Source organism: Bacillus sp. FJAT-25509 (assembly GCF_001420605.1).
Lineage (GTDB): Bacteria > Bacillota > Bacilli > Bacillales > Bacillaceae_G > Gottfriedia.
On the sequence record NZ_LJIZ01000038.1, the window covers coordinates 334,434 to 358,035 of the forward strand.

The 23,602-nt window shown below is 30.0% G+C and carries 24 protein-coding genes; 20 read left to right on the forward strand and 4 right to left on the reverse strand.

The window, feature by feature from the left end; genetic code table 11:
- Positions 1-161 precede the first annotated feature (161 nt).
- The 7 genes from AN960_RS23535 (at position 162) to AN960_RS23565 (ending at position 6,021) form a co-directional block, all read left to right on the forward strand.
- Positions 162-620, forward strand: coding sequence for a VOC family protein (locus AN960_RS23535; RefSeq protein WP_056477214.1), 459 nt, complete (start codon positions 162-164; stop codon positions 618-620).
- A 302-nt stretch (positions 621-922) separates the two neighbouring features.
- On the forward strand, positions 923-1,288 hold the full coding sequence (locus tag AN960_RS23540) for a hypothetical protein (RefSeq protein ID WP_056477217.1): 366 nt from the start codon (positions 923-925) through the stop codon (positions 1,286-1,288).
- A 169-nt stretch (positions 1,289-1,457) separates the two neighbouring features.
- A complete protein-coding gene (locus AN960_RS23545; protein WP_056477220.1) occupies positions 1,458-1,952 on the forward strand; it encodes a VanZ family protein in 495 nt (164 codons plus the stop codon).
- A gap of 441 nt (positions 1,953-2,393) precedes the next feature.
- Positions 2,394-4,016 (forward strand): SH3 domain-containing protein, encoded by a 1,623-nt coding sequence (locus AN960_RS23550; protein ID WP_056477223.1) that lies wholly within the window; start codon positions 2,394-2,396, stop codon positions 4,014-4,016.
- A 224-nt stretch (positions 4,017-4,240) separates the two neighbouring features.
- Positions 4,241-4,594: a hypothetical protein gene (locus tag AN960_RS23555; protein WP_056477226.1), complete on the forward strand. Its 354-nt coding sequence runs from the start codon at positions 4,241-4,243 to the stop codon at positions 4,592-4,594.
- 194 nt (positions 4,595-4,788) lie between these two features.
- Positions 4,789-5,367, forward strand: a complete 579-nt coding sequence (locus AN960_RS23560) for a hypothetical protein (RefSeq protein ID WP_056477229.1) — start codon at positions 4,789-4,791, stop codon at positions 5,365-5,367.
- Positions 5,368-5,583: 216 nt separating this feature from the next.
- Positions 5,584-6,021 carry a VOC family protein gene (locus AN960_RS23565; RefSeq protein ID WP_056477232.1) on the forward strand — a complete coding sequence of 146 codons (438 nt, stop codon included), beginning with the start codon at positions 5,584-5,586 and terminating at the stop codon, positions 6,019-6,021.
- Positions 6,022-6,639: 618 nt separating this feature from the next.
- Here AN960_RS23565 and AN960_RS23570 read toward each other — a convergent pair.
- The 3 genes from AN960_RS23570 to AN960_RS23575 all read right to left on the reverse strand — a co-directional run bounded on the left by AN960_RS23570 (position 6,640) and on the right by AN960_RS23575 (position 8,920).
- Positions 6,640-7,296 carry a nucleoside/nucleotide kinase family protein gene (locus tag AN960_RS23570; RefSeq protein ID WP_056477234.1) on the reverse strand — a complete coding sequence of 219 codons (657 nt, stop codon included), beginning with the start codon at positions 7,294-7,296 and terminating at the stop codon, positions 6,640-6,642.
- A gap of 27 nt (positions 7,297-7,323) precedes the next feature.
- On the reverse strand, positions 7,324-7,500 hold the full coding sequence (locus tag AN960_RS24700; RefSeq protein WP_156339761.1) for a hypothetical protein: 177 nt from the start codon (positions 7,498-7,500) through the stop codon (positions 7,324-7,326).
- A gap of 340 nt (positions 7,501-7,840) precedes the next feature.
- Complete coding sequence (locus tag AN960_RS23575; RefSeq protein ID WP_056477237.1) at positions 7,841-8,920, reverse strand: site-2 protease family protein; 1,080 nt, start codon at positions 8,918-8,920, stop codon at positions 7,841-7,843.
- Positions 8,921-9,167: 247 nt separating this feature from the next.
- Between AN960_RS23575 and AN960_RS23580 the strand changes: the two genes are divergently transcribed.
- The 8 genes from AN960_RS23580 to AN960_RS23610 all read left to right on the forward strand — a co-directional run bounded on the left by AN960_RS23580 (position 9,168) and on the right by AN960_RS23610 (position 16,519).
- Positions 9,168-10,637 (forward strand): long-chain-fatty-acid--CoA ligase, encoded by a 1,470-nt coding sequence (locus AN960_RS23580; RefSeq protein ID WP_056477240.1) that lies wholly within the window; start codon positions 9,168-9,170, stop codon positions 10,635-10,637.
- Between the two features lie 477 nt (positions 10,638-11,114).
- Positions 11,115-11,699, forward strand: coding sequence for a zinc metalloprotease (locus AN960_RS23585; RefSeq protein ID WP_056477243.1), 585 nt, complete (start codon positions 11,115-11,117; stop codon positions 11,697-11,699).
- A 16-nt stretch (positions 11,700-11,715) separates the two neighbouring features.
- Positions 11,716-12,237: a hypothetical protein gene (locus AN960_RS23590; RefSeq protein ID WP_056477246.1), complete on the forward strand. Its 522-nt coding sequence runs from the start codon at positions 11,716-11,718 to the stop codon at positions 12,235-12,237.
- Positions 12,215-12,511, forward strand: coding sequence for a hypothetical protein (locus tag AN960_RS23595; RefSeq protein ID WP_056477249.1), 297 nt, complete (start codon positions 12,215-12,217; stop codon positions 12,509-12,511). Before AN960_RS23590 ends, AN960_RS23595 begins: the two co-directional genes overlap by 23 nt.
- Positions 12,512-12,592: 81 nt before the next feature.
- Positions 12,593-13,345, forward strand: a complete 753-nt coding sequence (locus AN960_RS23600; RefSeq protein WP_056477252.1) for a hypothetical protein — start codon at positions 12,593-12,595, stop codon at positions 13,343-13,345.
- A 450-nt stretch (positions 13,346-13,795) separates the two neighbouring features.
- Complete coding sequence (locus AN960_RS24705) at positions 13,796-13,942, forward strand: hypothetical protein (RefSeq protein ID WP_156339763.1); 147 nt, start codon at positions 13,796-13,798, stop codon at positions 13,940-13,942.
- Positions 13,943-14,388: 446 nt separating this feature from the next.
- Positions 14,389-15,855 (forward strand): sensor histidine kinase, encoded by a 1,467-nt coding sequence (locus AN960_RS23605; protein ID WP_056477254.1) that lies wholly within the window; start codon positions 14,389-14,391, stop codon positions 15,853-15,855.
- On the forward strand, positions 15,833-16,519 hold the full coding sequence (locus AN960_RS23610) for a response regulator transcription factor (RefSeq protein WP_056477256.1): 687 nt from the start codon (positions 15,833-15,835) through the stop codon (positions 16,517-16,519). The genes AN960_RS23605 and AN960_RS23610 overlap by 23 nt, the downstream gene beginning before the upstream one ends.
- 230 nt (positions 16,520-16,749) lie before the next feature.
- Here the strand turns inward: AN960_RS23610 and AN960_RS23615 are convergent, their stop codons facing one another.
- A complete protein-coding gene (locus AN960_RS23615; RefSeq protein ID WP_056477260.1) occupies positions 16,750-17,166 on the reverse strand; it encodes an SRPBCC family protein in 417 nt (138 codons plus the stop codon).
- A gap of 491 nt (positions 17,167-17,657) precedes the next feature.
- Here AN960_RS23615 and AN960_RS23620 point away from each other — a divergent pair, with 491 nt between their 5' ends.
- From AN960_RS23620 to abc-f, 5 genes are all read left to right on the forward strand, one after another.
- On the forward strand, positions 17,658-18,332 hold the full coding sequence (locus tag AN960_RS23620; protein WP_082459663.1) for an ankyrin repeat domain-containing protein: 675 nt from the start codon (positions 17,658-17,660) through the stop codon (positions 18,330-18,332).
- A gap of 77 nt (positions 18,333-18,409) precedes the next feature.
- The gene (locus AN960_RS23625; RefSeq protein WP_056477264.1) at positions 18,410-19,381 is read left to right on the forward strand and encodes a DUF4822 domain-containing protein; all 972 of its coding nucleotides are present in this window, start codon (positions 18,410-18,412) and stop codon (positions 19,379-19,381) included.
- Positions 19,382-19,733: 352 nt separating this feature from the next.
- On the forward strand, positions 19,734-19,901 hold the full coding sequence (locus AN960_RS24845; RefSeq protein ID WP_172795453.1) for a hypothetical protein: 168 nt from the start codon (positions 19,734-19,736) through the stop codon (positions 19,899-19,901).
- Between the two features lie 219 nt (positions 19,902-20,120).
- On the forward strand, positions 20,121-20,813 hold the full coding sequence (locus AN960_RS23630; RefSeq protein WP_056477267.1) for an SIMPL domain-containing protein: 693 nt from the start codon (positions 20,121-20,123) through the stop codon (positions 20,811-20,813).
- A 592-nt stretch (positions 20,814-21,405) separates the two neighbouring features.
- Positions 21,406-23,325 (forward strand): ribosomal protection-like ABC-F family protein, encoded by a 1,920-nt coding sequence (gene abc-f, locus AN960_RS23635; RefSeq protein WP_056477270.1) that lies wholly within the window; start codon positions 21,406-21,408, stop codon positions 23,323-23,325.
- Positions 23,326-23,602: the final 277 nt, after the last annotated feature.

The following is a 23,602-nucleotide window of genomic DNA, read 5'->3' on the forward strand; positions in this document are numbered from 1 at the left end:
AAACACCTCTTAATGGTGCCTAGATTTGTCACCTTTAGGCACTACACTAGTAAGTGTAATCAATATTGATGTAGGAAACAATACAATCACGTTGATATATTGGATTACTAACCTGACCAATGATTTAACATTACACTGAAATTTAAAGGAGTTGTATTACTTTGACAGTACAATTGAATTCATTTTTGATGATGGATGGAAATGCAAAGGAAGCTATTGAATTTTACAAGGAATCACTCGATGCAAATCTTTTATTTTGCCAAACATTCGGGGATGCACCAGAAGATCCTAAATCCCCTCTACCAGAAAAATTGAAGGATTTAGTAGCACACGCAATTATAAAAATCGGCGAGACCAATATCATGATTGCAGATATGTTTCCAGGTATACAATATCGAAACGGGAACAATGTTAACATCTGTATTACTACTAATGAAATAGAGAAAACAAATAAGTTTTACGAAATGTTAAAACAAGAAGGTCAAGTGGTGATGCCACTGAAACAAGTTCATTTTAGTCCTGCCTACGCCATTGTAACCGACAAATTCGGTATTACCTTTCAAATTTTTACTGCACTATCAGAAGAGGCTGTAAAAAGAGGTCATCAAAAAGAAAATTGATCGTTTTGAATTTCTTGCACAAATCTATTTAACACTTAATTTTAATGTAGGCTTTTCTTGCTATTTGCACAAAGTGCGGTCTATACCATATGGGACAATGTAGTAAAAAGTAAAAATAATAAGAAATTATTTAACTAATACTAGCGTATGTTGAATAAAAAATCGGCTAAATAGTCGATTTTTTTATTGTCTTAAATTGCAGTTTAGTTCAATAAGGTAAGCGGTATTATTTAATCAATTTTCAAAAATTGACTCTATCTTTTAGGAATCCATTATAATAAGTCCTAAGAAAGGGTGTATTTATGAAAAAGATATTTCTAGCAATTATTGTTTCTATCTTTCTAATTGATATTGTTCATATATTAATTTTTCCAGAATTTCGAAGTGAACAAAACTTAGCATATGCAAATGGTATGGGTTATTTGTTTATTTCATTAATGTTCTTTATTGTATACGTGGTTATTGGGATACCTGTAACTCTAATAATAGATTACATAATAAAAAGAACTCCTCCTAAAAAGCAAATATATGACTATTTGATACAATTAATCTTGTACTCATTTCCAGTGATTTTTGCTCCAGGTTTAGGCATCTTTGTCTATCTATATTTTCATATACTTTTCTTTTTTAGAGTTATGAAAGCTAAGAAAACACAAATTATAGAATAATTTTGTAATCAACCCCACGCATACGTTAGTTCAATAACAATTTGGAGCTGTGATCGGCTCTTTTTTTATGCAAAAAATGGTAGATTAGTTGAATAAGGAATATAATAAAATTGGTAAATTATGTTATATTTGGTGAGTGGTTAATAATTATTAGGAGTCGTAGAAATCTATGAAATTATTTATGAAAATTGTCTTAACCTTAGCATTTTGTCTATATCTTGTCGTCCTTACAAATCAAATACTATTTAAATATGTTTCTCCATCAGAAATAATCAGTCATTTTAATTTTAACAATAATGATGATCGTTGGCATGGACATAATTTTATTCCTTTAAAAACTATTATTTATTATTTATTTTTAGCTGACATAAATCTAAATATTAGGATTACAAACATAGTTGGAAACATTATAGGTTTTGTACCTTTTGGTTTCATCCTTCCAATATTATTGAAAAGGTTTAAAAATTTTAATGTTATCTTAATTACAACTTTTAGTTTAAGTTTAACTTACGAATTAATTCAGCTATTATTTGACTTAGGAAGTTTTGACATTGATGATTTAATTTTAAATACTCTTAGAGGGTTATTAGGTTATGTACCAATTAAACTCATTCAATTAATCTATAATAGGAAAAACCATCTAAAAATAACCACTGATTTATAACAAAAATATGACTAAACTATTCAACTATCGCAGTGCATTAGTTGTAGTTCATGAAGAGCAATTGATTCTCTTTTCTTTATAAGTAATTTCTAAATTATTTTGAGAGGAATGAAATTTGAAAGGTCAGATTAAAGTGGAGTTTCTTTCAAAAAAAACTAACATTAGGGAATGTTGAGGAGATTATAAACGAACTTTTTACTGAAATTCAGTTCGCGTACGAACAACCAGAGCAGTTAACAGCAAAGATAATTATAAGAGTAAAAAAAGAGAAAGATAAAGTTATGTATCTATAAATATGAAAAAGCTGATTTCTATTAAAATAATTAGAAATCAGTTTTTTTGTGCAAAAAGTGTTCCATTTTTTCCCACTATATCCTAGAGAATCTTTCTATTAAAATATATTTTGGTATTCTATTTGTTTTAATATAGGGAGGATTTATTTTGTTGAGTTTAAATAATAAATTGAGGACAACCTTCCTCATTCTTGTTTGTTTTTTGGTTGGATTATTTGGTTTATATCTTCCAAAAGAAGTTTATGCAACAGCAACAGATAATATTGAGATTACAAAAACTGAACATGAAATTTCTTTTAATTGGTTAGAGAAACCTAATCAAGAAGGTTTAAGTTATGAATTACAACGTGATAATGAAGTAATTGGTACAATAGATTATGGAATGTCTTTTAGATTGGATGATAGACGCTTAGTTTCTAATACAACGTATAACTATAAAATTTATGAAATAACTGCTGATGGAAGAAGTCTAATCTATAATACTGACATTTCAACAGAAAAAGACACTACGCCACCATCAATAACTTTGGAATCAACAGTTAACCCTTCTGTACTAAATTTTAATGGAAACGGTTTATTATATAAAGATGGTGTAGCTAAGCAAGTTTTCACAAATGATTTAATTAATGAAGATGGATTGTATACTTTAGTTGTAAGAAATGATAATTGCGAAGAAGTAAGTAAAAATTTTATTATTGATTATACGCCTCCCGGACACGCTGAACTCATTAAAGTTAATGAAAAGGGGGATTATGCTTACTTAACAGTCAAGCGTCCAAGTGACCCTGATTTTGAAAAAATGGAGATCTATAGTGGTGGAATAAAGACAATACCAAATCTTTTGAAGGTAATTACAAAAGATGAGTTTAATCCAGACGGAACTTATACATACCTCCAGAATTTTTATAACCTTACAAAAGGACCAGAAACATTAAATATAATGTCATACGACACTTATGGAAATCGTGATTTCTCAAGCACACCAAATTGGCATGGGGGTCCAGATTTAAATCTTCCTGGAGCATTTTTTGAAATCAAACAAAGCAGTCCTATTTTTTTTACAAGTCCTAAAATAAAATCTGTACAGCAAGTAGAAGGTGGATTTTCAATTACACTTGATATTCCGGCAGGTACAAGTTGGGGCTATCTAAGAAGTAACAAAGGATATACAGATTTTACATTTAATAAGATACCAACTAAAACAACGACTCAGGTTGTGAAGTTTCCAATAAAAAATCCAGAAACAAATACTATCACCCCAATCGGTGAGAAAGAAATTGTAAAATATGAGATTGCATTAAGCGGATTTGTTAATGATCCAGTTTATACTCAAGTGAAATCAAATACAGTATATGGATCTTTTAACTATATTGAAAATAACTACCGTTTAATATCACCTAAGTTTTTAGACGTTACCAAAACAAATGGAGCAGCCCTTTATAGTGACAAGTATTTGAAGAAGTATGAAAAAAGAGCACCTAAAAATATGCGTTTTATTGTAATTCGTGAAGATAAAACTTATGTAAAGATTGCCAACGGAGCAAATGTATATTATGTGAAGAAGTCAGAGGTAAAGATTACAAACGGTATTAATCAGAAAAAAACTACTACTGCTGCAATTCCATTAAAATTAACGAAAAGTACATCGTCTCGTTCAATAAAAGTTATTAGTAAAAACAAGCAGGTCATTGTACTTCAGAAATTTACTGGATGGAATTATGTGAATGTTGATGGGAATTTAGGATATGTGGTAAGTAAGTACTTGAAATAAATTAATAATAATTTAATTTTGAACCTATCAATTTGGATAGGTTTTTTTTATATCCTTATGTAACTACTATGGAAGTGCGACATAGACTTCCTTTTATACAGAAATTATTTTCATAGTACACAAAAAATAACCCAATTGACGATTACTGACACATAATAGATAATTTTCTTATCAACATTTTAGTTAAAATAACAGGTTGAAATAACCAATAAAAAGGAGTAATTATGAATAGGTATGAACGGATTGAATTAATAATTATTGGAATTGTTTTTATGATATTTTATACAATTATAAAAATGAAAATTTCGATTAGCATTGTGTTAGTTTTATTGGTTCTTTTTCTTGTTTTCTTATTCTACACTCAACATTTGATTAAAAAGAAAATGAAAGAACACGGTTTGAATCGTGGGTTTACTTCAAAGTGGTATTTTATTGTAATCTGCTTCATATTTATTTTTCTTTATAATGGGCTATTAAATATCGCATTTTTTGAACGCTCATTTTTAAAAGGTTCATCAACACTACTTTTTGGAGGAATAGGGGCTTTAATTGGTTCATTTGTGAACTTTAAAAAATAAAAGACAATCTTATTCAACAAACGCATTGTTTTAGTTACATTAATAATATTGAGGCGAACTATACCATAAGTAAATGAGTTTTATAGTCTTAGATATTGATATTATTAGCTTAGGGCTATATTTTACTAAAAAAGTTGTTTCTTAAACTAAATCACTTTAACGAAAAAATACGGAAAAAATATGTGGAGGTAAAAATGGGACTGTTTGATATTTTTAAAAAAAATAATAATTATCATTTAACATTACAACTTAATGCACGGGTACTACCTATTGATCGTGGCGAGTTATTCGAGGAACCTATAAACGAAGCTTTAGAGGCTAGTAAATGCGGAACCATAGACGGTGGCGGAACGATGCAACAGGCAACCGGCGAAATAGAGTTTTGTGATATAGAAATATTACTTAAAGATAACAAAATGGAAAACGTTGATAAACTATTACAAATTATTGATAGAATTGGTGTACCAAAGGGGTCCTTTCTGAGAGGCGATGGGCTCGAACAATCTGTTGGAACTCTTGAAGGACTTGCACTTTATTTAAATGGTACAGAATTGTCTGAAGAAGTGTATCAGAACTGTGATATAAACTATGTGATCGAAAAAATTGATGAAGTGCTTGATGGTTGTGGACGATTTTATAGCTATTGGGAAGGTTCTGAAAATACAGCTTTATATTATTACGGTATTTCATTTGGCGAAATGAAACAGAGAATGACTTCTTTTTTATCTGAATATCCACTTTGCCAAAAGTGTAAAATAGAACAAATTGCATAGTACATAAAATCGTAAATTAATTCAGTAAGAATATGCTGACTTGAAAGAAATTTGTTCAACTAACTCATTGCAATAGTTAAATAGGTAGCTTTATTTATATAAGCAAATGGCAGATTAGTTGAAGAAGGATATTTTCTGTTTTAAGGGAATTAGAATATCAAACAAACCTTAAACTACACAGAAATTGAAAATAACAGGAACATAGGAGGTTGAGATATGAAGATCAATAGAATAGATCATGTGAGTATAAACGTAAATGATCTTTCAGCGGCTAAAGCGTTTTTTCTTGATTTAGGACTTGAAGTGCACGCGGAATGGGAATTGGATGGAGAACAGTTAGACAAAATAGTTGGGCTTAAAGATGTTAAAACGGCATGTGTAGGATTAGGGATGCCAGATGGTCAGACATGGATAGAACTAGTCAAATTTTATTCGCCGTCAGATGAAACAGATATTCAGAAACCTTTTGCAAATACGCTAGGTATCCGACACATTTGCTTTGCTGTTGAAGATATCGAAGCTATTGTTGCAAAATTGAAAGAGAAAGACATGGAAATCTTTAGTGAGATACAGCAATATGAAGAAAGTTATAAGTTATGCTACGTTCGTGGTCCAGAGGGAATTATTTTAGAGTTGGCGGAGAAAATCAGTTAAATATTGAATGGTAGATCTCCAACTTTAAAGATTTCTTCTTAAACTATCGTGTACATTGGATGAACAACATGATCGGCTATTTAGTCGATTTTTTTATGGAAGTAAACGGCAGGATAGTTATTTAAGGAATGTTATAATTAGTTTAATAGTAGTACAGTAAAAACCATAAAAGAAAGGATAAAGTATATGAGAACATTAGAGTATGATTTATTCCCAGAAGCATATGCAGATTATGATAAGGTAATCCCCATTAAAATCACTTAACCTATTATTTTTAAAAGGTTTTTATCCTCGTTCTGGTGAATGGATTCCAATCGAGATAGACGAAGAAGAATACGATGAATTAATTAAAGATTAACTTCAATCCCGTCTCCAAGACCATACAGAACTAAAGAAAATACATAATAATTTTATACATGTAAGGAAGAATATTATTGAATTAAAGTATGATTTACTTGATTAAGATTTTCTTCAAGGGTATCAAATTAGACAATCTTTTTTAAGTTCAAAAATCAATCTTTAAATTCAACGGAGCCAAATATAAAAAAAGGCTGTCTAGATAGATAGCCTTTAGTTGAGAATGAAGCATGAGTTAGTAGAACAAAAATTTATTATTTTTTATACAAAACTCGGATTATTTAAATCATTATTATTAATAATTACATCGGCATTAAGCTGAGGTGAGTGTTGCTCCAAATAGAGTTTCGAAGCTGCATGATACCTTTTAATAAACATTTCTTCTGCTTTTTCAAGGCTTCCGAATGCTCGTTCTTCTCGGATTGCTCCTCTTTTTCTTGCAATATCAAATTCGGTATGTACGAATATTTTAAAATCGTACAGGTTACACAAATCCTTCTTAAATAAAAATGTTCCATCTATCATAAAGATCATATCATTGGTTGCAACTTTTAAATCTGCATTAATATACTCATCTTTAAGCAAGTCGAAGGAAGTTGTTTGATAATGTAGGTTGCCATTTGGTCCTAAAGGAATTAAAAGTTTTTGCTTAAAAGACTCGTAATCATGGGCAAACTCATAATATCCTAAAGCAGATTCCTTCCCGAGTTTGTAGCGAATCTCTCTCGGGTTATGAAAATTATCTATACTAGTTCTAATCACGTTCTTTTTCCTGTGTTTAAGTTCCTCAGCAATTTCATTTGCAATTGTTGTCTTACCAGATGCTGTGATCCCACTAATACCCACTCGAATTGGATGATCTATTTTTAAGCACAATATTTTATTTACTAAATCAGAAATTAGTTTGCTCCTTAACATATTTCCCCCTGTTTAGCGAAGAACTTTTTAGTATGGTCCATTAATATTATTCGAATTATTAGGATTGGTTGATTCTCTCCCTATTTCTTCATTTAATGTTTGATTATCGCTTTTATTTGGAGAGCCAGTTCCAAACTTCTTTTCCATAAAGAAGCCAAATGCAATTATTAAAATAACAATTCCCAAAATTACATATCCAAACATTGTAGTATACCTCCTGCCTTTTTTAAATGTAATATAAACAAAACTCAAATTTACGCAAAAAAGTATGTAAAATAAAATTCAGTTCAGTTCTATCTCCTTTAAAGATATTCCATATTTTGCCACAAAATTCCTCTACCTTTTTTTAAACTAAACTATTATTTAGCTCTAACAAATGCATATTATTAATGGTTTCCTTAGCCCTATACTTTTCTTCAACACCCCCGTAGTAAATAAAAACAGTAAGAATATCAAGGGGCATACATAAAAGGGACATAATATTAAACGATTAAAAGAAAAGAACCTATTTTGAATAGTATTTTCAAAATAGGTTCTTTTTCACTTATCTACCTAAAACATGTTCAATTAAACCAAAACTCCAAAATCCAAGTAAAGCTAAACTACTCGCTAAAATGATATAAGCAATAAAAATTTGCCATTTTTTACGATTACTAGAAACATAGTAAGTTTCTAATGTTTCCTGTTGTTTCAGTAAAGGTGCCACCTTTTTATGCTTAATTTCTTGAATCTTTTCATCAATATAAGTTCGCCAATCTAATTCTGGTTCATGGAGGCGTGCTCGAACAGTTCGAATTAGATAGTTTATTTCAAGACGTTCCTTATGAATTTCGAATTCTAGTTTCTTATTATCTTCAAAAAATGGGATAAAGAAACGTTTTACAATCGTACGATCAGAATAGTCATTAAAAATCCCAAATTGAAATTGTTTAATTGTATGTTCATATAGTTTTATTTTTTCTTTAATTACCTTTAACTGGTAAGCTTCTCGAATTCGTTTAATGAATGTAGTAATACCTAAAATAATAATATAAAATGCGATAAAGTTAGGTTGATAAAATAAATATACTAGCATCATCATAATACCGATAAACCAAAAAATTGGAGGTAAAACACTTAAAATTCTCCCTCCATCTAAAGGAGAAATCGGAATTAAGTTAAACAAATTAAGGATACAGCCTAAAGCAATTACTAATCCGAAAAATTCATTATGCGTGTAATGATAGAGAGGAATTGCTGGTAAAACTGAAATTAAGCCTAAAAACGGACCACCAAACGCTACATAAGATTCCGTTACAGCATCTTTTGGCATTTCTTTAAGTGAAATAACTGCCCCGACAAAAGGAATAAAAAATGCTGGTGAAGTTGGTAGACCCTTTTGTTTCGCAGCAATTAAATGCCCGCCTTCATGACAAATTAATAAGTAAACGAGTGCGAAAGCAAAATACCATCCAAATGTAAATCCGTATACAAATAAATACAAGATCATGCTTAAGAAAGATAAAAATTTTGCAGCTTTTAATAACGGTAATATTAGCTTTAATTTAGTACCTATTATTGCGATTACTACACCAATTCTTGTTAACGATTTTTTTGTTTTACTGTTGATTATTGGTTGTGCCATTCATTTCACCTGCTCGCTAATTATGATATGATTATGTAGTATTAAAATTATACCATTATAGACTAATAGAAAATAAGGACTAAAGTCGGTACTTTTATTGAATTTGAAATAAAAATTAAGATTAAAGTGTGAATATAGAATAGTCAAATTGATTGTTAGAAAGGTCTCTTTCTAACTTTTGTGTTTTTCAAGAATAATTAATTGTATGAAATACTAACAACGAAATTAACTAAGGATTGATAAAGTAATGAACATATATGGAATCATCAAAGAAGTAGCGGAAAATAAAAGGAAAAACATAGCATATAAATACAATGGAAATAAAACAAATTATGAAGAACTCATTTCATCTTGTGAATACCTGGCTCAAATTTTAGTCGAAAATAAGATTGAAAAAGGAGATAAAATTGCGATTTTATTAGGAAATTCTCCTGAGTTTATTCAAACTTATTTAGCAATATTAAGACTTGGTGCAATTGTAATTCCTTTAAATCCGGCTTTTACGGAGAGTGAACTTAGCTATATTTTAAATGACTCTTCTACAAAACTTGTTATTTCAACTAGTGAACAGGAAAAAAAACTTAAAAGTGTTAAAAAACAGTGTCCTACATTATTAAATATTATTTTAATAGATGAAATACAACCGATAGTGAAAATAAAAAATCAATTAGAAGAAATTGAAACCCGACAGGATGATACGGCTGTCATTCTGTATACATCGGGAACAACTGGTAATCCTAAAGGTGCAATGTTGTCCCATTTTAATTTAATTGAAAATGCAAATGATTTTTCTAAGTTAATCGAATTAAGCGAAAATGATCAAATGATTGCCGTCCTTCCTATGTTTCATTCATTTTGCTTAACATTATGTGTAAATATGATTTTGTTAAATGGAGCATCAACGATCATCATTCCTAAATTTAATCCAGCTGAATTAGTTGACGTAATAAAAAAAGAAAAAGCTACTTTAATTGCAGCAGTCCCGACGATTTATAATTATTTATATCAATTAAAAAGCGCGACAGCAAACGATTTTAGTAGTTTGAGAGCATGTATTTCTGGTGGGGCATCTATACCAATCGAATTATTACAGTCGATTCAAGAAAAATACAGTGTGTCAATTGTGGAAGGCTATGGATTATCTGAAACAGCTCCAGTACTTACTTTTAATCCATATCGTGGTATTTGTAAACCGGGATCGGTTGGTCTAGATCTACCTAGTGTTGAGACAAAAATAGTAAATGAATATGGTGAAGAAGTTCCAGTTGGTGAAGTAGGAGAAGTTGTTGCGATTGGTCCAAATGTAATGAGTGGTTATTTAAATAATATAGAAGAAACTGAAAAAGCATTTTTAAACGGTTGGTTTAAAACAGGTGATCTCGGTAAAAAGGATGAAGATGGGTATTTATTTTTATTAGATCGAAAAAAAGATGTTATTATAACGAACGGATATAATGTTTACCCTAGAGAAATAGAAGAGCGCCTTTATCAGCATCCTAATATTATTGAAGCAGCAGTTGTCGGAAAATCGAATCAATTAATAGGTGAGAGTGTATGTGCTTATTTAGTCGTTTCAAATGACTCACTTTTAGAAAGTGAAATCATTGATTTTTGCAAAAAAGCACTTGTTTATTATAAAGTTCCAAAGGAAATTTATTTTGTAAAAGAACTACCTAAAAATAGTACTGGGAAAATTTTAAAAAGAAATCTTAAATAATTTTAGAGACCAATCATTTGAATGGTCTTTTTTTTTTGCTATTTTGTAGATTTTTATTATAAAACAATGCTAATAAATCTTTTACTAACCTTTGTTTAAATTTTTGTTCGATAGTAAAAATAGATAAATTCTCCTTTTCTTATTATAGGTATTAATTCTTAAATCACACTAAAGTATCTCTATGAAAAATTATTCCTTTAGTAAACTGGTTTTCGAAGTTGTTGAATCCGTTAAATTTAGATTGTTTTTATAGGTATATTCTAATTGAGTGGAATAATTATCACATAATTAATCTGGTAAATAGTCCTGCTAAATTAAGAGGTTGGTATAGTCTGAAATTCTTATTATAGACACATTACTACAAACAAATAAATGCTAAATTTTGGTAAGATTTAATAGAATTCATTTTGTTGTTTACCATCTCAATTGATCTCAACAGCAAAAATGAGTTTAAAAAAATTATTTGTGGAGGGTTTTATGAAAAGATTTATAAAAAAAGCCTTATTGTTAGGAATAATGTTTGTTTTTATGATTCCAATTAACGCAAAAACTTATACCACTTATAAAGGCCATAAGATGTCTTCTGGAATTGGAAACTACGGAAAAAGTACAAAATTTTATTGGGTAGACTCATCGGCAAGTACGTTTTCTACTAAAATAGCAAATGCATTTGACCGGTGGACTTATTCAACAAAATACACTGGTATTACGACACCAATTTCATATAGAAAAACAACAAATAAAAGTGCTAGTACAGTTGATATTTACAAGGTCCAATCAATTGGAATAGGTATTGTAGGACAAACTATGTTTTTTGTAAATCAAACAAAAGTGGATCCGTCTGTACAAAATTGGTATTGGTCAAAAATTGAATTATCCGAAAGTTTATTGTCAAAATTTCCTCAATATCAACAAGTAACTATTAGTCATGAAATTGGACATGCATTTGGGCTAAATCATACTGCAAAGGAGTTAATGGATCCTGGAGCAGACATAGCTTATTCTATTGGAATCCAATTTCCTAGAAAAGATGAATTCAATGGGATAAATTATCTTTATTAATAAAGGTGGATTAAAAATGTATAAGAAGATGAGATCACTATTTTTTATTATATTATCGCTTTCCTTTTTAACTGCATGTAATGATCAAACTCAAAGTGATAAAGAAGAAGCTACTACTTCAATAGCAAAAGTCATTAAGACTGATAATTCTACTAAAAAAGAACTTATTAATGAGAACGGTCAAAACTTTACAGAAAATGCAAAAGTTGTAAATAAAGAACTTGCTTTTGCAGTTACGTACAATGATGTTAACCAACTAATGAAAGACTCTCAATTAGCTGTTGAGGGAGTAGTATTGTCTACTGAGAATTATGTAAACATGGATAAAGCAACTGGTATTGGTAATCCATTAACGAAATTATCCTTTAAAGTTAATAATGTATTAAAAGGAGATTCATCTTTAGAAGGAAAGATTATAACAATATTAGAGCAAGGTGGATATATTTCTGCAAAACAAAGTGGAATGAAAGATAAATTTCCAAATTTAACAAAAAAAGGAGTTAGACGAAACATATTTGATCATACCAGACGGTCATAGACCATCTGTAAAAGGTGATGAATTTGTTGCCTTTTTATCTAGCGATTCTTATTTTAATACAGGATTTGATTTTTACGAATTTATAGCCGTTTATCAATCAAAATTTAAATATAATAAAATTAATAAAAAATTTATTAGACCCTCTGATAATTTTACTGAAATGTTAAAAGAAGCAGATACTCTTGATGAAAAAAAGATAATTAAAGAAGAGATAAAAATTGAAAAAGAAATTAATGATCATGTAACCGATTTGGTGGAAGAAACGGTGAGGTAAAAAAGATTATAATAATTATGCTTTCCAACTCTTTGTAATTATGTGACTATTAAGTTAGTCATTAAACAAAGGGGATCGAAAATGAGAATGAAAATGTTTATTGTGTGTGCAAGTTTAATGTTAGTATTAATGTCGAGTTGTACAATGAAATCATCTAATGGCAACTCGTTTGAATTGGATGATTATGATAAAATAACTTCGTTTAGTGCACATAAAGGGGACGTGTACTATCTTGATTATTCATTTGTTGTCAATAAAGGTTATGTAGATTTAATGATCTATAATAAAAAAACGAGAGATATTGTTTTCACAACATCGATTAAAAAGAAGGCAAAATATCAAGGTTCTTTTAATATACAAAGAGGTGGTATTTATGTTGTCGAAATGGATGGTTATAAAGCATCTGGTGAATATAAATTCAAACTTAATAATGAATCGGTTGCAAAAAAAGAATCAACTATTGAACACATGGATGAAATGTTGTTAACGAATACAAAAAATCACGATTTTGAAATAGAGAGATGGAAAGATAAAAAAAATACTTATTACAATGTTACTTTCAAAACAGATTATACTGGAGTTGAGCTGTGTACGTTTGACGGTATAAAGAATGAAAACAGTGGACTAATAGCAGGAAATTACGATCGGCAGGATGATCTTGTTGCATTACCAACAACAATTGATGTTTGGAAAAGTGCAAAAACGATGATTCATTTTGATATTCCAAATGAAAAAACAATAGGTGGTATGGTAATTTGCTATATTCCTATTGAAAAAGATGGGGAAACACTTAGTAAGGAAATCAAATATGATCGAATCCTCTTTCATAAATAAATGATCATGCAATGCATCTCTTTAATAGAGGTGTATTTTTTTATTGGAAGCTCTACTTCAAAACGGAGTATAGCTTTTTTCTTTATTAAAAACAATATTTCAACTATATAATTCTTGAAATTTTAAAATGAATTCCTACAAATCCCACAATTTTTAATGAAAAATATCTTACAAAAAACAATAAAAATCATCTTTTTTGATTATTTTTTAGTGTTTATTTCCATAAAAAATGTCAATTAGAATATAATTTAAGCATAGACAAATATTAAGAACATGCTTAATAAATTAGTAAAAATAGTCAGTCATCGGTGGCAAAGATGGAAACCGTTATGATGCAACCATTAACAGTGCTGCTAGATTCTCAGTACCTAATCTCCCATACTAGATCAATCTTATGAAATCGTTATCAAAATACCTGGTCATTTCGAAAGACATGTAAAGGTTGATGAAATGGTAGATTCATGCGATAAAATGGTTGCTGGAAAATTAAAATATTTTTACTATGCTACAATGAAAGCTGGAGATGTTAACAATGATAACGTTGTAGATATACTTGATGCAATCTACATCACTAGCAAACTAAATACAAATGTTTGAAATGCAGATATCAATTTCGACGGAAAAGTTGAAGATCTTGATTATGTTAAGAGAAACTATCTAATGCAAAACCCTGACGTATCTGGAAAAATCAAACCAGTTACAAAATATAAAGGGAAAACGCTTGACGATTATATTAAACCATTGGGTTAAGTTAATTATGGCGACCAGCGCAATGCTGGTGGTATTTTTTTAGGATTTTTAGCGGATGAGAAATTTGTTAGATTTTTAGGAGATTATTAGTAAGTAAGAAGGCATGAAGAATATTGTTGTTTAGACTTATTTCACACAAATTTTATACTTTTTTAAGATTTATATGATATAGTTCACTTAATTTCAATAGAAAATGGTCATTTATTTTTGAATGTGTAGTTTACGAAAGGAGATTACATGCTAACAATAAAAAATGATTTGATTAAAATCTAAAAACTGAGTGAGTGAAAGAAATGTCAATTAAAATGAGGTTTCTGTTGTCATATATTGGGGTGATTCTTTTTTCAATCACATTACTATTGGCAGCGGGTTTTTTAATTATTTTTGCTATAACAGGAGATGTAAAGTCAGTTGAAAATCTTTACAAAAAAACTTATGTTCAAAAACCTTTGACTACCGTCGAAGAAAGTGTGTTTCTTGATCTGAAGCTACTTGCTAAACATAATCCAAATCTATTACTAAATAAGCAGGAGATTAAAAGGATTGAGCAAAAAAATATCGGTATTGTAGTTAGAAAAGGAAAAAATGTTGAGTACGCTTCACCGTCGCTTAATAAAAAAGCATTGATACATGCTCTTCCTGGGTTTGAGGCGACGAATATTAATACTCGAGATACGATTAAAATAAATGATTTGTTTTTTACGTATGTGAAATTTGATTTTTATTTTCCAGATCAAAGCCAAGGTAGTATTTTTGTCTTAAAGAAAGCAAGCTCATATACTGAGGTTATTCGTAATCTGTTTCCAATCTTGCTGGGATTATTGCTTTTTTTATTTATCGTGATTATTGGTATGCTAAATTATTTAGTTTCACGTAGCATCAGTAAGCCAATTTCTAAACTTAAAAAAGGTGCGGAAAAAATAAAAATTGGTGATTTGAATTTCGAGATTGATACGAATTCAAAGGATGAAATTGGTGAATTAAATAAGGCATTTGAGGAAATGAGAATAATATTAAAAGAATCGGTAATTCTCCAGATTCAATATGAAGAAAATCGTAAAGAGCTTTTGTCTAATATTTCACATGATCTAAAAACACCGATTACTTCAATCATTGGATATGTGGAAGGGATAAAAGATGGTGTAGCAAATACACCTGAAAAAATGGAAAAATATTTATCGACCGTTTATTCTAAAGCAAAGGACATGGATTTATTAATTGATGAACTCTTCTTATTCTCCAAGCTTGATTTAAAAAAAGAACCATTTCATTTTGAAACAGTCGATATTAATAAGTATATTGAGTCTTACGTCGAAGAAATTTATTTGGATTTACTTCAACAAGGCATAAATATAGAGGTAAATCTATTGAATCAATCAATCAATGTGAATGCTGATCGAGAAAAATTAAAAAGAGTTTTGTCAAACTTAGTCAGCAATTGTGTGAAATATATGAACAAAGAAGAAAAGAAAATTTCGTTTTCATTACATGAGCGATTAAATGAATTAATTGTACAAGTAACAGATAATGGGCAAGGTATCGATCCTGAAGCACTCCCTTTCATTTTTGAACGTTTTTACCGTGCAGAACAATCTAGAAATTCTCAAACTGGCGGTAGCGGGTTAGGACTTGCAATCGCAAAGCAAATTATTGAAGAACACGGTGGGAAAATCTGGGCATCTAGTGAGATTGGTAAAGGGACAAGTATATTCTTTTCCTTAAAGAAAGGTGAAAAAATTGAAAGAAATATTACTGATTGAAGATGATATAAGCATAGCAGAATTACAAAGAGATTATTTAGAAATAAATGATTTTCGTGTTGATATTCAACATAATGGCGATGAAGGACTTCAACATGCACTAAAAGGCAATTATGATTTAATCATTTTGGATATCATGCTGCCAGGAAAAAATGGTTTTGAAATTTGTAAAGAACTACGTGCAGTCAAAAACATTCCTATTTTATTTGTATCTGCTAAAAAAGAGGATATTGATAAAATTAGAGGCCTTGGTTTAGGTGCGGACGATTACATTACAAAACCATTTAGTCCAAGTGAACTAGTTGCAAGAGTAAAGGCACATTTATCTCGATATGAAAGACTAGCAGGGAACAATACCGTTTCAAAAATAATCTTCGTACATGGAATATCAATCGATCGTTCAGCTCGTAAAGTATTTATTAACGACAAAGAAGTACCATTTACCACAAAAGAATTTGATTTGATAGTGTTTTTTGTTATGAATCCAAACCAAGTATTAAGTAAAGAACAGATCTATGAAAAGGTTTGGGGTCTCGAATCAGCTGCAGACGTTTCAACTGTAACTGTCCATATTAGTAGATTACGTGAAAAAATAGAAAGAGACCCTACAAATCCTAAGTTCTTGGAAACAGTTTGGGGAGCGGGATATCGATTTAATGTATAAATAGCGTTTAAAACCGTCCAATTGTGACGGTTTTTTTGAATTATTGCATAGTTTAGCAACGAAAAAAAGAAAAGAGTTATAGTTTTCACACATATATAAAACCTAAAAATTTAAAGCTGATATTCCTAAACATAAGGAAAATCAGCTTTTTTAAAAGATAAATATAAAATTTTATTCTACCAAAGTCCGCTCACGCGAAAAAACATTTCTATGAATTAGGTTCGGTTGTGCTAATTCTCCTCAGCATATCGAGCTAAGTTTGATACTGTTTCGAATAGTTCCACTTGATTAAACGCCATCTCTTGAGCGAGTCGATCAGAATCTGGACCTTCGATTTCGATGGTGTGTGTGATCTGGGTGCCATTTGGAAGTGGGATTAACTCATGGCGACCGATAATTGCATGATTTGGTCCAATAGGTGTTCGATCAACAAAGCTATGTCCCTCCTTGACTAGAATGAGCATAAAAGGGAGTTCTGGCCCTCCCACAGGTTGCAATTTTCCGGAAGTGCCTGTAACGAAAGGGCCATCCGGCTGGTACTGAACGAGTCCATAATCCCAACGAGGCCAATTGGCGAAATCGCAATAGATTGACCAAACACTTGAGGCAGTGGCACTTGTGCGTGCAGATGCAGAAATAGTCCACATAAAAGTATGTTCCTCCTTTTAAAAACTAACTTCTCTCAAAAACTAACTTCTCTCAAAAACATTTCCACTAAGTTATGAAATTTTTTTACAGTCCTTATAGTCAAGGTAAGAAACTTCAATTAAAGAAACATTTAATGTTAGGTTCAGCTAGACTAAATATATGAATCATTTATGGTAAAATATTCCATTTTTGAACTCATTGATATATGAAAAAACAAACGATTATTTTGCTAATTTTTACGATTGTGACTGTCTTTTTGGCAGTCATTTTTTAGTTTAAAAATACTTTATAGGACGAATCTATAAAGAAATATTATTAAAAATTTTATACTTTTTTAATAATTTGTTTAGAAGGAGTTTTCATTTAAGGATTAACATAGATTTCAGACGAACTAGGGTCTAACTAATGAAAAAGATTGGAGGAAAATTTCCCAGGAATAAAATGATATTTTCATGTTGATTTGAAATGGAAAAGGAGGACGTTTTACTTTATGTGGAAGTTACTTGCAGTAATAATCAGCTGCATACTTTTGCTAAATGGATGTTCCTCATTTGCTAAGGGGGAAGAAAAAGTGAACGAACAGTTATTTCAAGCAGTTAAACAAGGAGACACTACTCTCGTAAAGAAGTTAATTGAGAATGGTGCGAATATTAATGCACAGAATTCTAATGGACAAACTGCCACGATGATTGCAACTTATCATAACGATGTCAAAACTGCAAAAGTACTGATTGAAGCTGGTGCGGATGTCAATATTCGAGATCATATGAAAAACAATCCCTTTTTATATGCTGGTGCTGAGGGCTTTATTGATATTCTAAAACTTACAATAAAAGCTGGTGCTGATCCAACAATTACGAACAGGTATGGAGGAACAGCATTGATTCCCGCTTCAGAACATGGATATGTAGATGTTGTGAATGAACTTCTTACTAATACAAAGATTGATGTTAATCATATTAATAATTTAGGATGGACGGCCCTTTTAGAAGCAATATTTTTAAACGATGGAAATGAAAAACAACAACAAACAGTCCAATTGCTTATTGATAATGGAGCAGATGTTAATTTGTCTGATCGTGAAAATGTTAGCCCTTTACAGCATGCACGTGAGCGAGGTTTTAAAGAGATTGAAGCGATTTTGCTAAAAGCAGGTGCTAGATAATTAAAGTTCATGACCAATTGTATGAATAATTGGAGATTATATAAATAACGAATAAAAAATTTGAGGAGACATTTAAAATGATTAAAAAAACAAAAACAATTTCATCAATTTTACTCGGAGTATCTCTAGTCGTAACAGGTTATAATACTGTTGCTAACGCACAAGTAGAGCATGGTAAACAAAAGCAAGAAAGAGTATACAAAGCTCCAAAAAAAGTTAAGAACAAGTTAACAAAAGGGCAGGAAATGGCTAAAATTTTAAGTAGTACTAATTGGCAAGGTACAAGAGTGTATGATAAAAATCATCATGACTTAACAAAAGAAAATGCTAATTTTATTGGTCTTGCTAAATATGATGAAAAATCGGGTAGATACGAATTTTTTGATGCAAAAACAGGTCAAAGTCGTGGGGATAAAGGAACATTTTTCATTACAAATGATGGTAAAAAACGAATTTTAATTTCTGAATCAATGAATTATCAAGCTGTAGTCGATATGACAAAAATAAATAAAAACGTATTTACTTATAAAAGAATGGGAAAAGATGCAAAAGGTAACGATGTAGAAGTGTTTGTAGAACATGTTCCTTATAAAGCAAAAGAGCTTTCTTTTACAGATCCTGATAAAAAATTAGATTCTAAAACAGGCGAAATTGTAAAAAACGTTGATGGTGATAAAATTTTAGGTAAAACACTTTGGAATGGTACAAAAGTACTGGATGAACAAGGGAATGACGTAACGAAATATAACACGAATTTTATTAGTCTTGCAAAATTTGATGGAATCACTAATAAATATGAGTTTTTCAATCTTCAAACAGGTCAAAGTCGTGGTGACTATGGATATTTCGATATTGCCCACGAAAATAAAATTAGAGCACATGTATCAATCGGAACAAATAAGTATGGTGCTGTCCTTGAACTGACTGAGCTTAATAATAATAAATTTACTTATAAAAGAACAGGTAAAGACAAAGATGGTAAGGATATAACTGTATTTGTTGAGCATGAACCTTATAAAGGTGATTTTAAACCAGTTTTTAGTTTCTAATAACGAATATTCAAAAGAAGAATGGAGGAATCCATTCTTTTTTTAAAGGGCATTATGAATAATCTTAGTAATATTTTAAAATGTTACTAAGATTAATTGTTATTTTAATAACACTTTTTTGTGTTTTTTATAAAATTCCCCCAATAAAGTTTTATTGAATTTATTGGACTTCCCACCTAAAATCAACCAAAATTTGGTTGTTTTAGAATTCTTTTCAAGATAAAAATAGTTAAATTCCCCCAATAGTAATTAAAGGTATTATCTTGTTTAATTAAAATGTGGATAGATTTAAGCAGAATACATAATTAAGTCTTACTAACTTCTAATCTATTATTTGAAAAGGGGAATTAACATGGAAAATAATTCTACATATTACGATGGTAGTGTACCGGTATATGAAGTACCATTAGAAACAGGAAAAGCAAAAAATCAAACTAGTGATGATCTGGATGAAGAAAAACATAAAATAACTGATGTAATGAGAAAAAACATCAGTGGTAATCCATATATTTTCGACTGAAAAATAAATTGTTAAAGCTTGTAGACGAAAGGGAGTTTCCCTAAGTATACAGGCTTTTTTTGTCCCATCGAAAAGAGTACATAAACTGAATATTTTCTTGATTCATTATTCACAGAAATAGGTCTTAAAACATACAATAAATGGGCACAAATACAATATTTTTGGTCTTAAAAGGATGTGAGGAAGATTTATCCATTAAATAATTATAACTTAACAAGTATGCGATATGATTATTCAAGCCCTCAATATCATAGTGCTTTCCAATCACGCAATGTGAATAGTAATTATACGATCAAAGCCACAGGAAAAGGAGAAGTATTTGTGAAGCCCGACCAGTCGTTTGTATTATTAGGATCAGTAGTAGAAGATATGAAAGTTCAAACAGCTCAGACAGAGAATGCAATCATTTCGAATAAAATTATTGAAGCATTAAAAGCTATAGGAATTAAACAAGACGAAATTGAAACGAATTCATATACAATCGATCGAATTGTTGATTACCAAGATTCACAGCAAATTTTTAAGGGATATCGTGTGAGTCATATTTTTAAAGTAATCGTAAAGGATCTTGCAAATGTAGGGAAAGTGATTGACGTTGCAGTTGAAAATGGGGCAAATGAAGTACGGAATCTTACTTTTGAAGTATCAAATCCCGATCCGTATTACGGAGAAGCACTACAAAAGGCTACTTTAAATGCAAAATTGAATGCAGAAAACATCGCAAAATCACTAGGTTTATCGATTAATAACATACCAATCTGGTTGGCTGAAGAAAGTATCCAAATTGTTCGTCCAATGTCTTCGTTAACAATGACTGCAGCAGCATTCAGCGGTCCAACAACACCAATTCAAGATGGACAAATAAAAATAACTGCTTCAGTACAGGCATTGTTTAATTATGTAAGCTATTAGATGTATAAAATATGGTTTGGAAGTAAAATTATAAATAGATGGCAAGATTAAATAAATGTGTTGGATAAATAAAAATAAAGATTAATAAATTTAATGTAACCATTTACAAAAAATCGGAAAAATGGGATAATATAGAAAATTTCGAAGGAGGAAAGTAAGTTTATGATGCCAACTAATTGCTGATATTAATTTAATTTAAATTAATATGTTTTCCAAATGAGTTGAAAATTGCCTAATGTATAGGCCTATTTGTTATGCTCTTATGGAATTAAGGCAAATTAGAAGGTAACTTACTTTACTGATAACGAGATGATTATTTATTGAGTACGAGATATTTTTTTAGTATTCCATCAGATCTTTGTTTTAGCTGATGGGGCCTTGATTATATAGCTCTAGATAAATGATAAATCACCAAGTTTATTAGACTGTGAGAAGATACTTTCTTCTTATGGTCTTTTTTATTTGGTTCCATAAATCTTAACAAACTTAAAAATAATGAGTCTTAACTAAATAATTAAATCGTATCAAAGTTCACTTTTTTACCTTGTCCATTTATGCATAACGAAATTTATGGATGAAAGAAGGAAATTTTATGTTCGAATTAAAAATAAATGGTCTTAAAAAATATATGGATGCAACTTTAGTGCTTAAAAATATAACATTTGAAGCTTATGAGGGGGATAAAATCGGAATTATTGGAATCAATGGGAGTGGTAAAAGTACCATTCTTAAAATAATAGCAGGAATTGTGCCGATGAATTATTACCCAGGTTATCCTCAAACCTCAAGTTATGGTTATGATGAAGGATTAATTAATTTCGTACCTAAAGGTCTCACTACTGCATATTTGGAACAAACGCCAGTTTATCCTAAAGGCTTAAAAGTAATTGATGTTTTAAATATGGCTTTTGATGAAATTGTTCAAATAGAAAATCAAATGCGTGAGTTAGAAGATCAAATGAAAGATATAGAAAATAATGCCCTAGAAAGAGCTATGAAAAGGTATAGTGATTTAGTCCAATTATTTGAAGTAAATGGCGGATATCAACGGGAAGAAAAGTTAGGTAAGGTATGTACCGGACTTAAATTTGAAGAAAGTTTTTTAAACAGAGATTTTGATTTATTAAGTGGTGGTGAAAAAACGACTGTATTACTTGGTAAACTTTTAATCAATAGCCCCGATATTCTATTGCTTGATGAACCTACAAATCATTTAGATATGGATTCAGTAGAATGGTTAGAAGAATTTCTTGAAAATTATAAAGGAATTGTATTGATTGTTTCGCATGATCGATACTTTTTAGATAATGTCGTAACAAAAATTGTAGAAGTTGAAGAATTAGAATCAATTACGTATAAGGGCAACTATTCATTTTTTGTTGAGCAAAAAGAAAAAAACATACAGATCCAATTTGAGCATTTTAAAGAACAACAAAAAAAGATAAAAGCGATGGAAAATACCGTAACCAATTTAAGAGACTGGGCGATGCGTGCTGATAATAACAAATTTTTTAAAAGGGCTGCAAGTATACAGAAAAAACTTGATAAATTGAATAGAATTGAAAAACCAGTTTTTGAAAAAGAAAATATGAAATTAGATTTAAAGGGATCCAAACGATCAGGAAATGACACAATTAAAGCAATTGAGCTTTCGAAATCTTATGAAGAAAAAGTACTATTCAAAGATACGAGTTTATTGATTAATTACGGGGAAAGAGTTGGGCTTGTCGGTCCTAATGGAAGCGGAAAAACTACTTTCTTAAAGATGCTTTTAGGTGAAGAAAAATCAGATAATGGCGTGGTACAACTAGGAGCAAATGTGCTGACCGCATATTTACCTCAGAAAATAAGTTTTAATAACGAAGAAATAACAGTGCTTGAATGTTTTAGAGAGGATATCTCAATACCTGAAGGGAAAGCAAGGGAATATCTTTCAAAATTTATGTTTTATAAACAAAGTGTCTTTAAAAAAGTTAAATTTTTGTCAGGTGGAGAGAGAATAAGGCTAAAATTAGCTATGTTATTATTCAAAGATATCAATTTGTTAATCCTTGATGAACCTACAAATCATCTTGATATAGATTCAATCGAAACGCTTGAAGAAGCACTTGATGAATTTAAAGGGACAATTTTCTTTATTTCACATGACAGATATTTTATTAATAAAATGAGTCAACGAGTGATCGCTATTGAGGATTATGAATTAAAAAGCTATCTTGGCAATTATGATGATTATAAAAGCATAAAAGAAAAGATTAGTTTTAAAGAAACAAAAGATCCGGTTGAAAAAAAAGGCATTCGAAAAAAAGTTAATAAAAAAGATGATAATAACCAAGAAAAAATGAAAGCTGAAGCCCTAGTAAAAATTGAACGATTTGAAAAAGAAATAAATGAGATTGATCTTGCGATGAATAGTGAGGAAGATTATCATAAGCTCAATGATTTATATTGTAGGAAAATTGAATTAAGTAAAGACTTAAAATCGGTAATGGAATTGTGGTTAGCGTTGTAAGATCTAAGGAAAATCATCAATATGTAGAAATAGATAAAATTAACTTTTTGATTGTTTATTTAAACATATAGGGATATAATAAATTCGGATGATATGGAAGCATGATAATGTATTTGTTGTGGATCTATTACATTCATTTAACTTAAATTGGATTGGTATTTTAGTAAATTTTTTGCTAATTAACTATTCCACCAAGATGACAGAAAGCCTCTGAATGGGCTAATTGTCTTCCTGGTGGAATTTTTTTTTTCTAAAAGGTAGGAAGTGAAGTGAATTT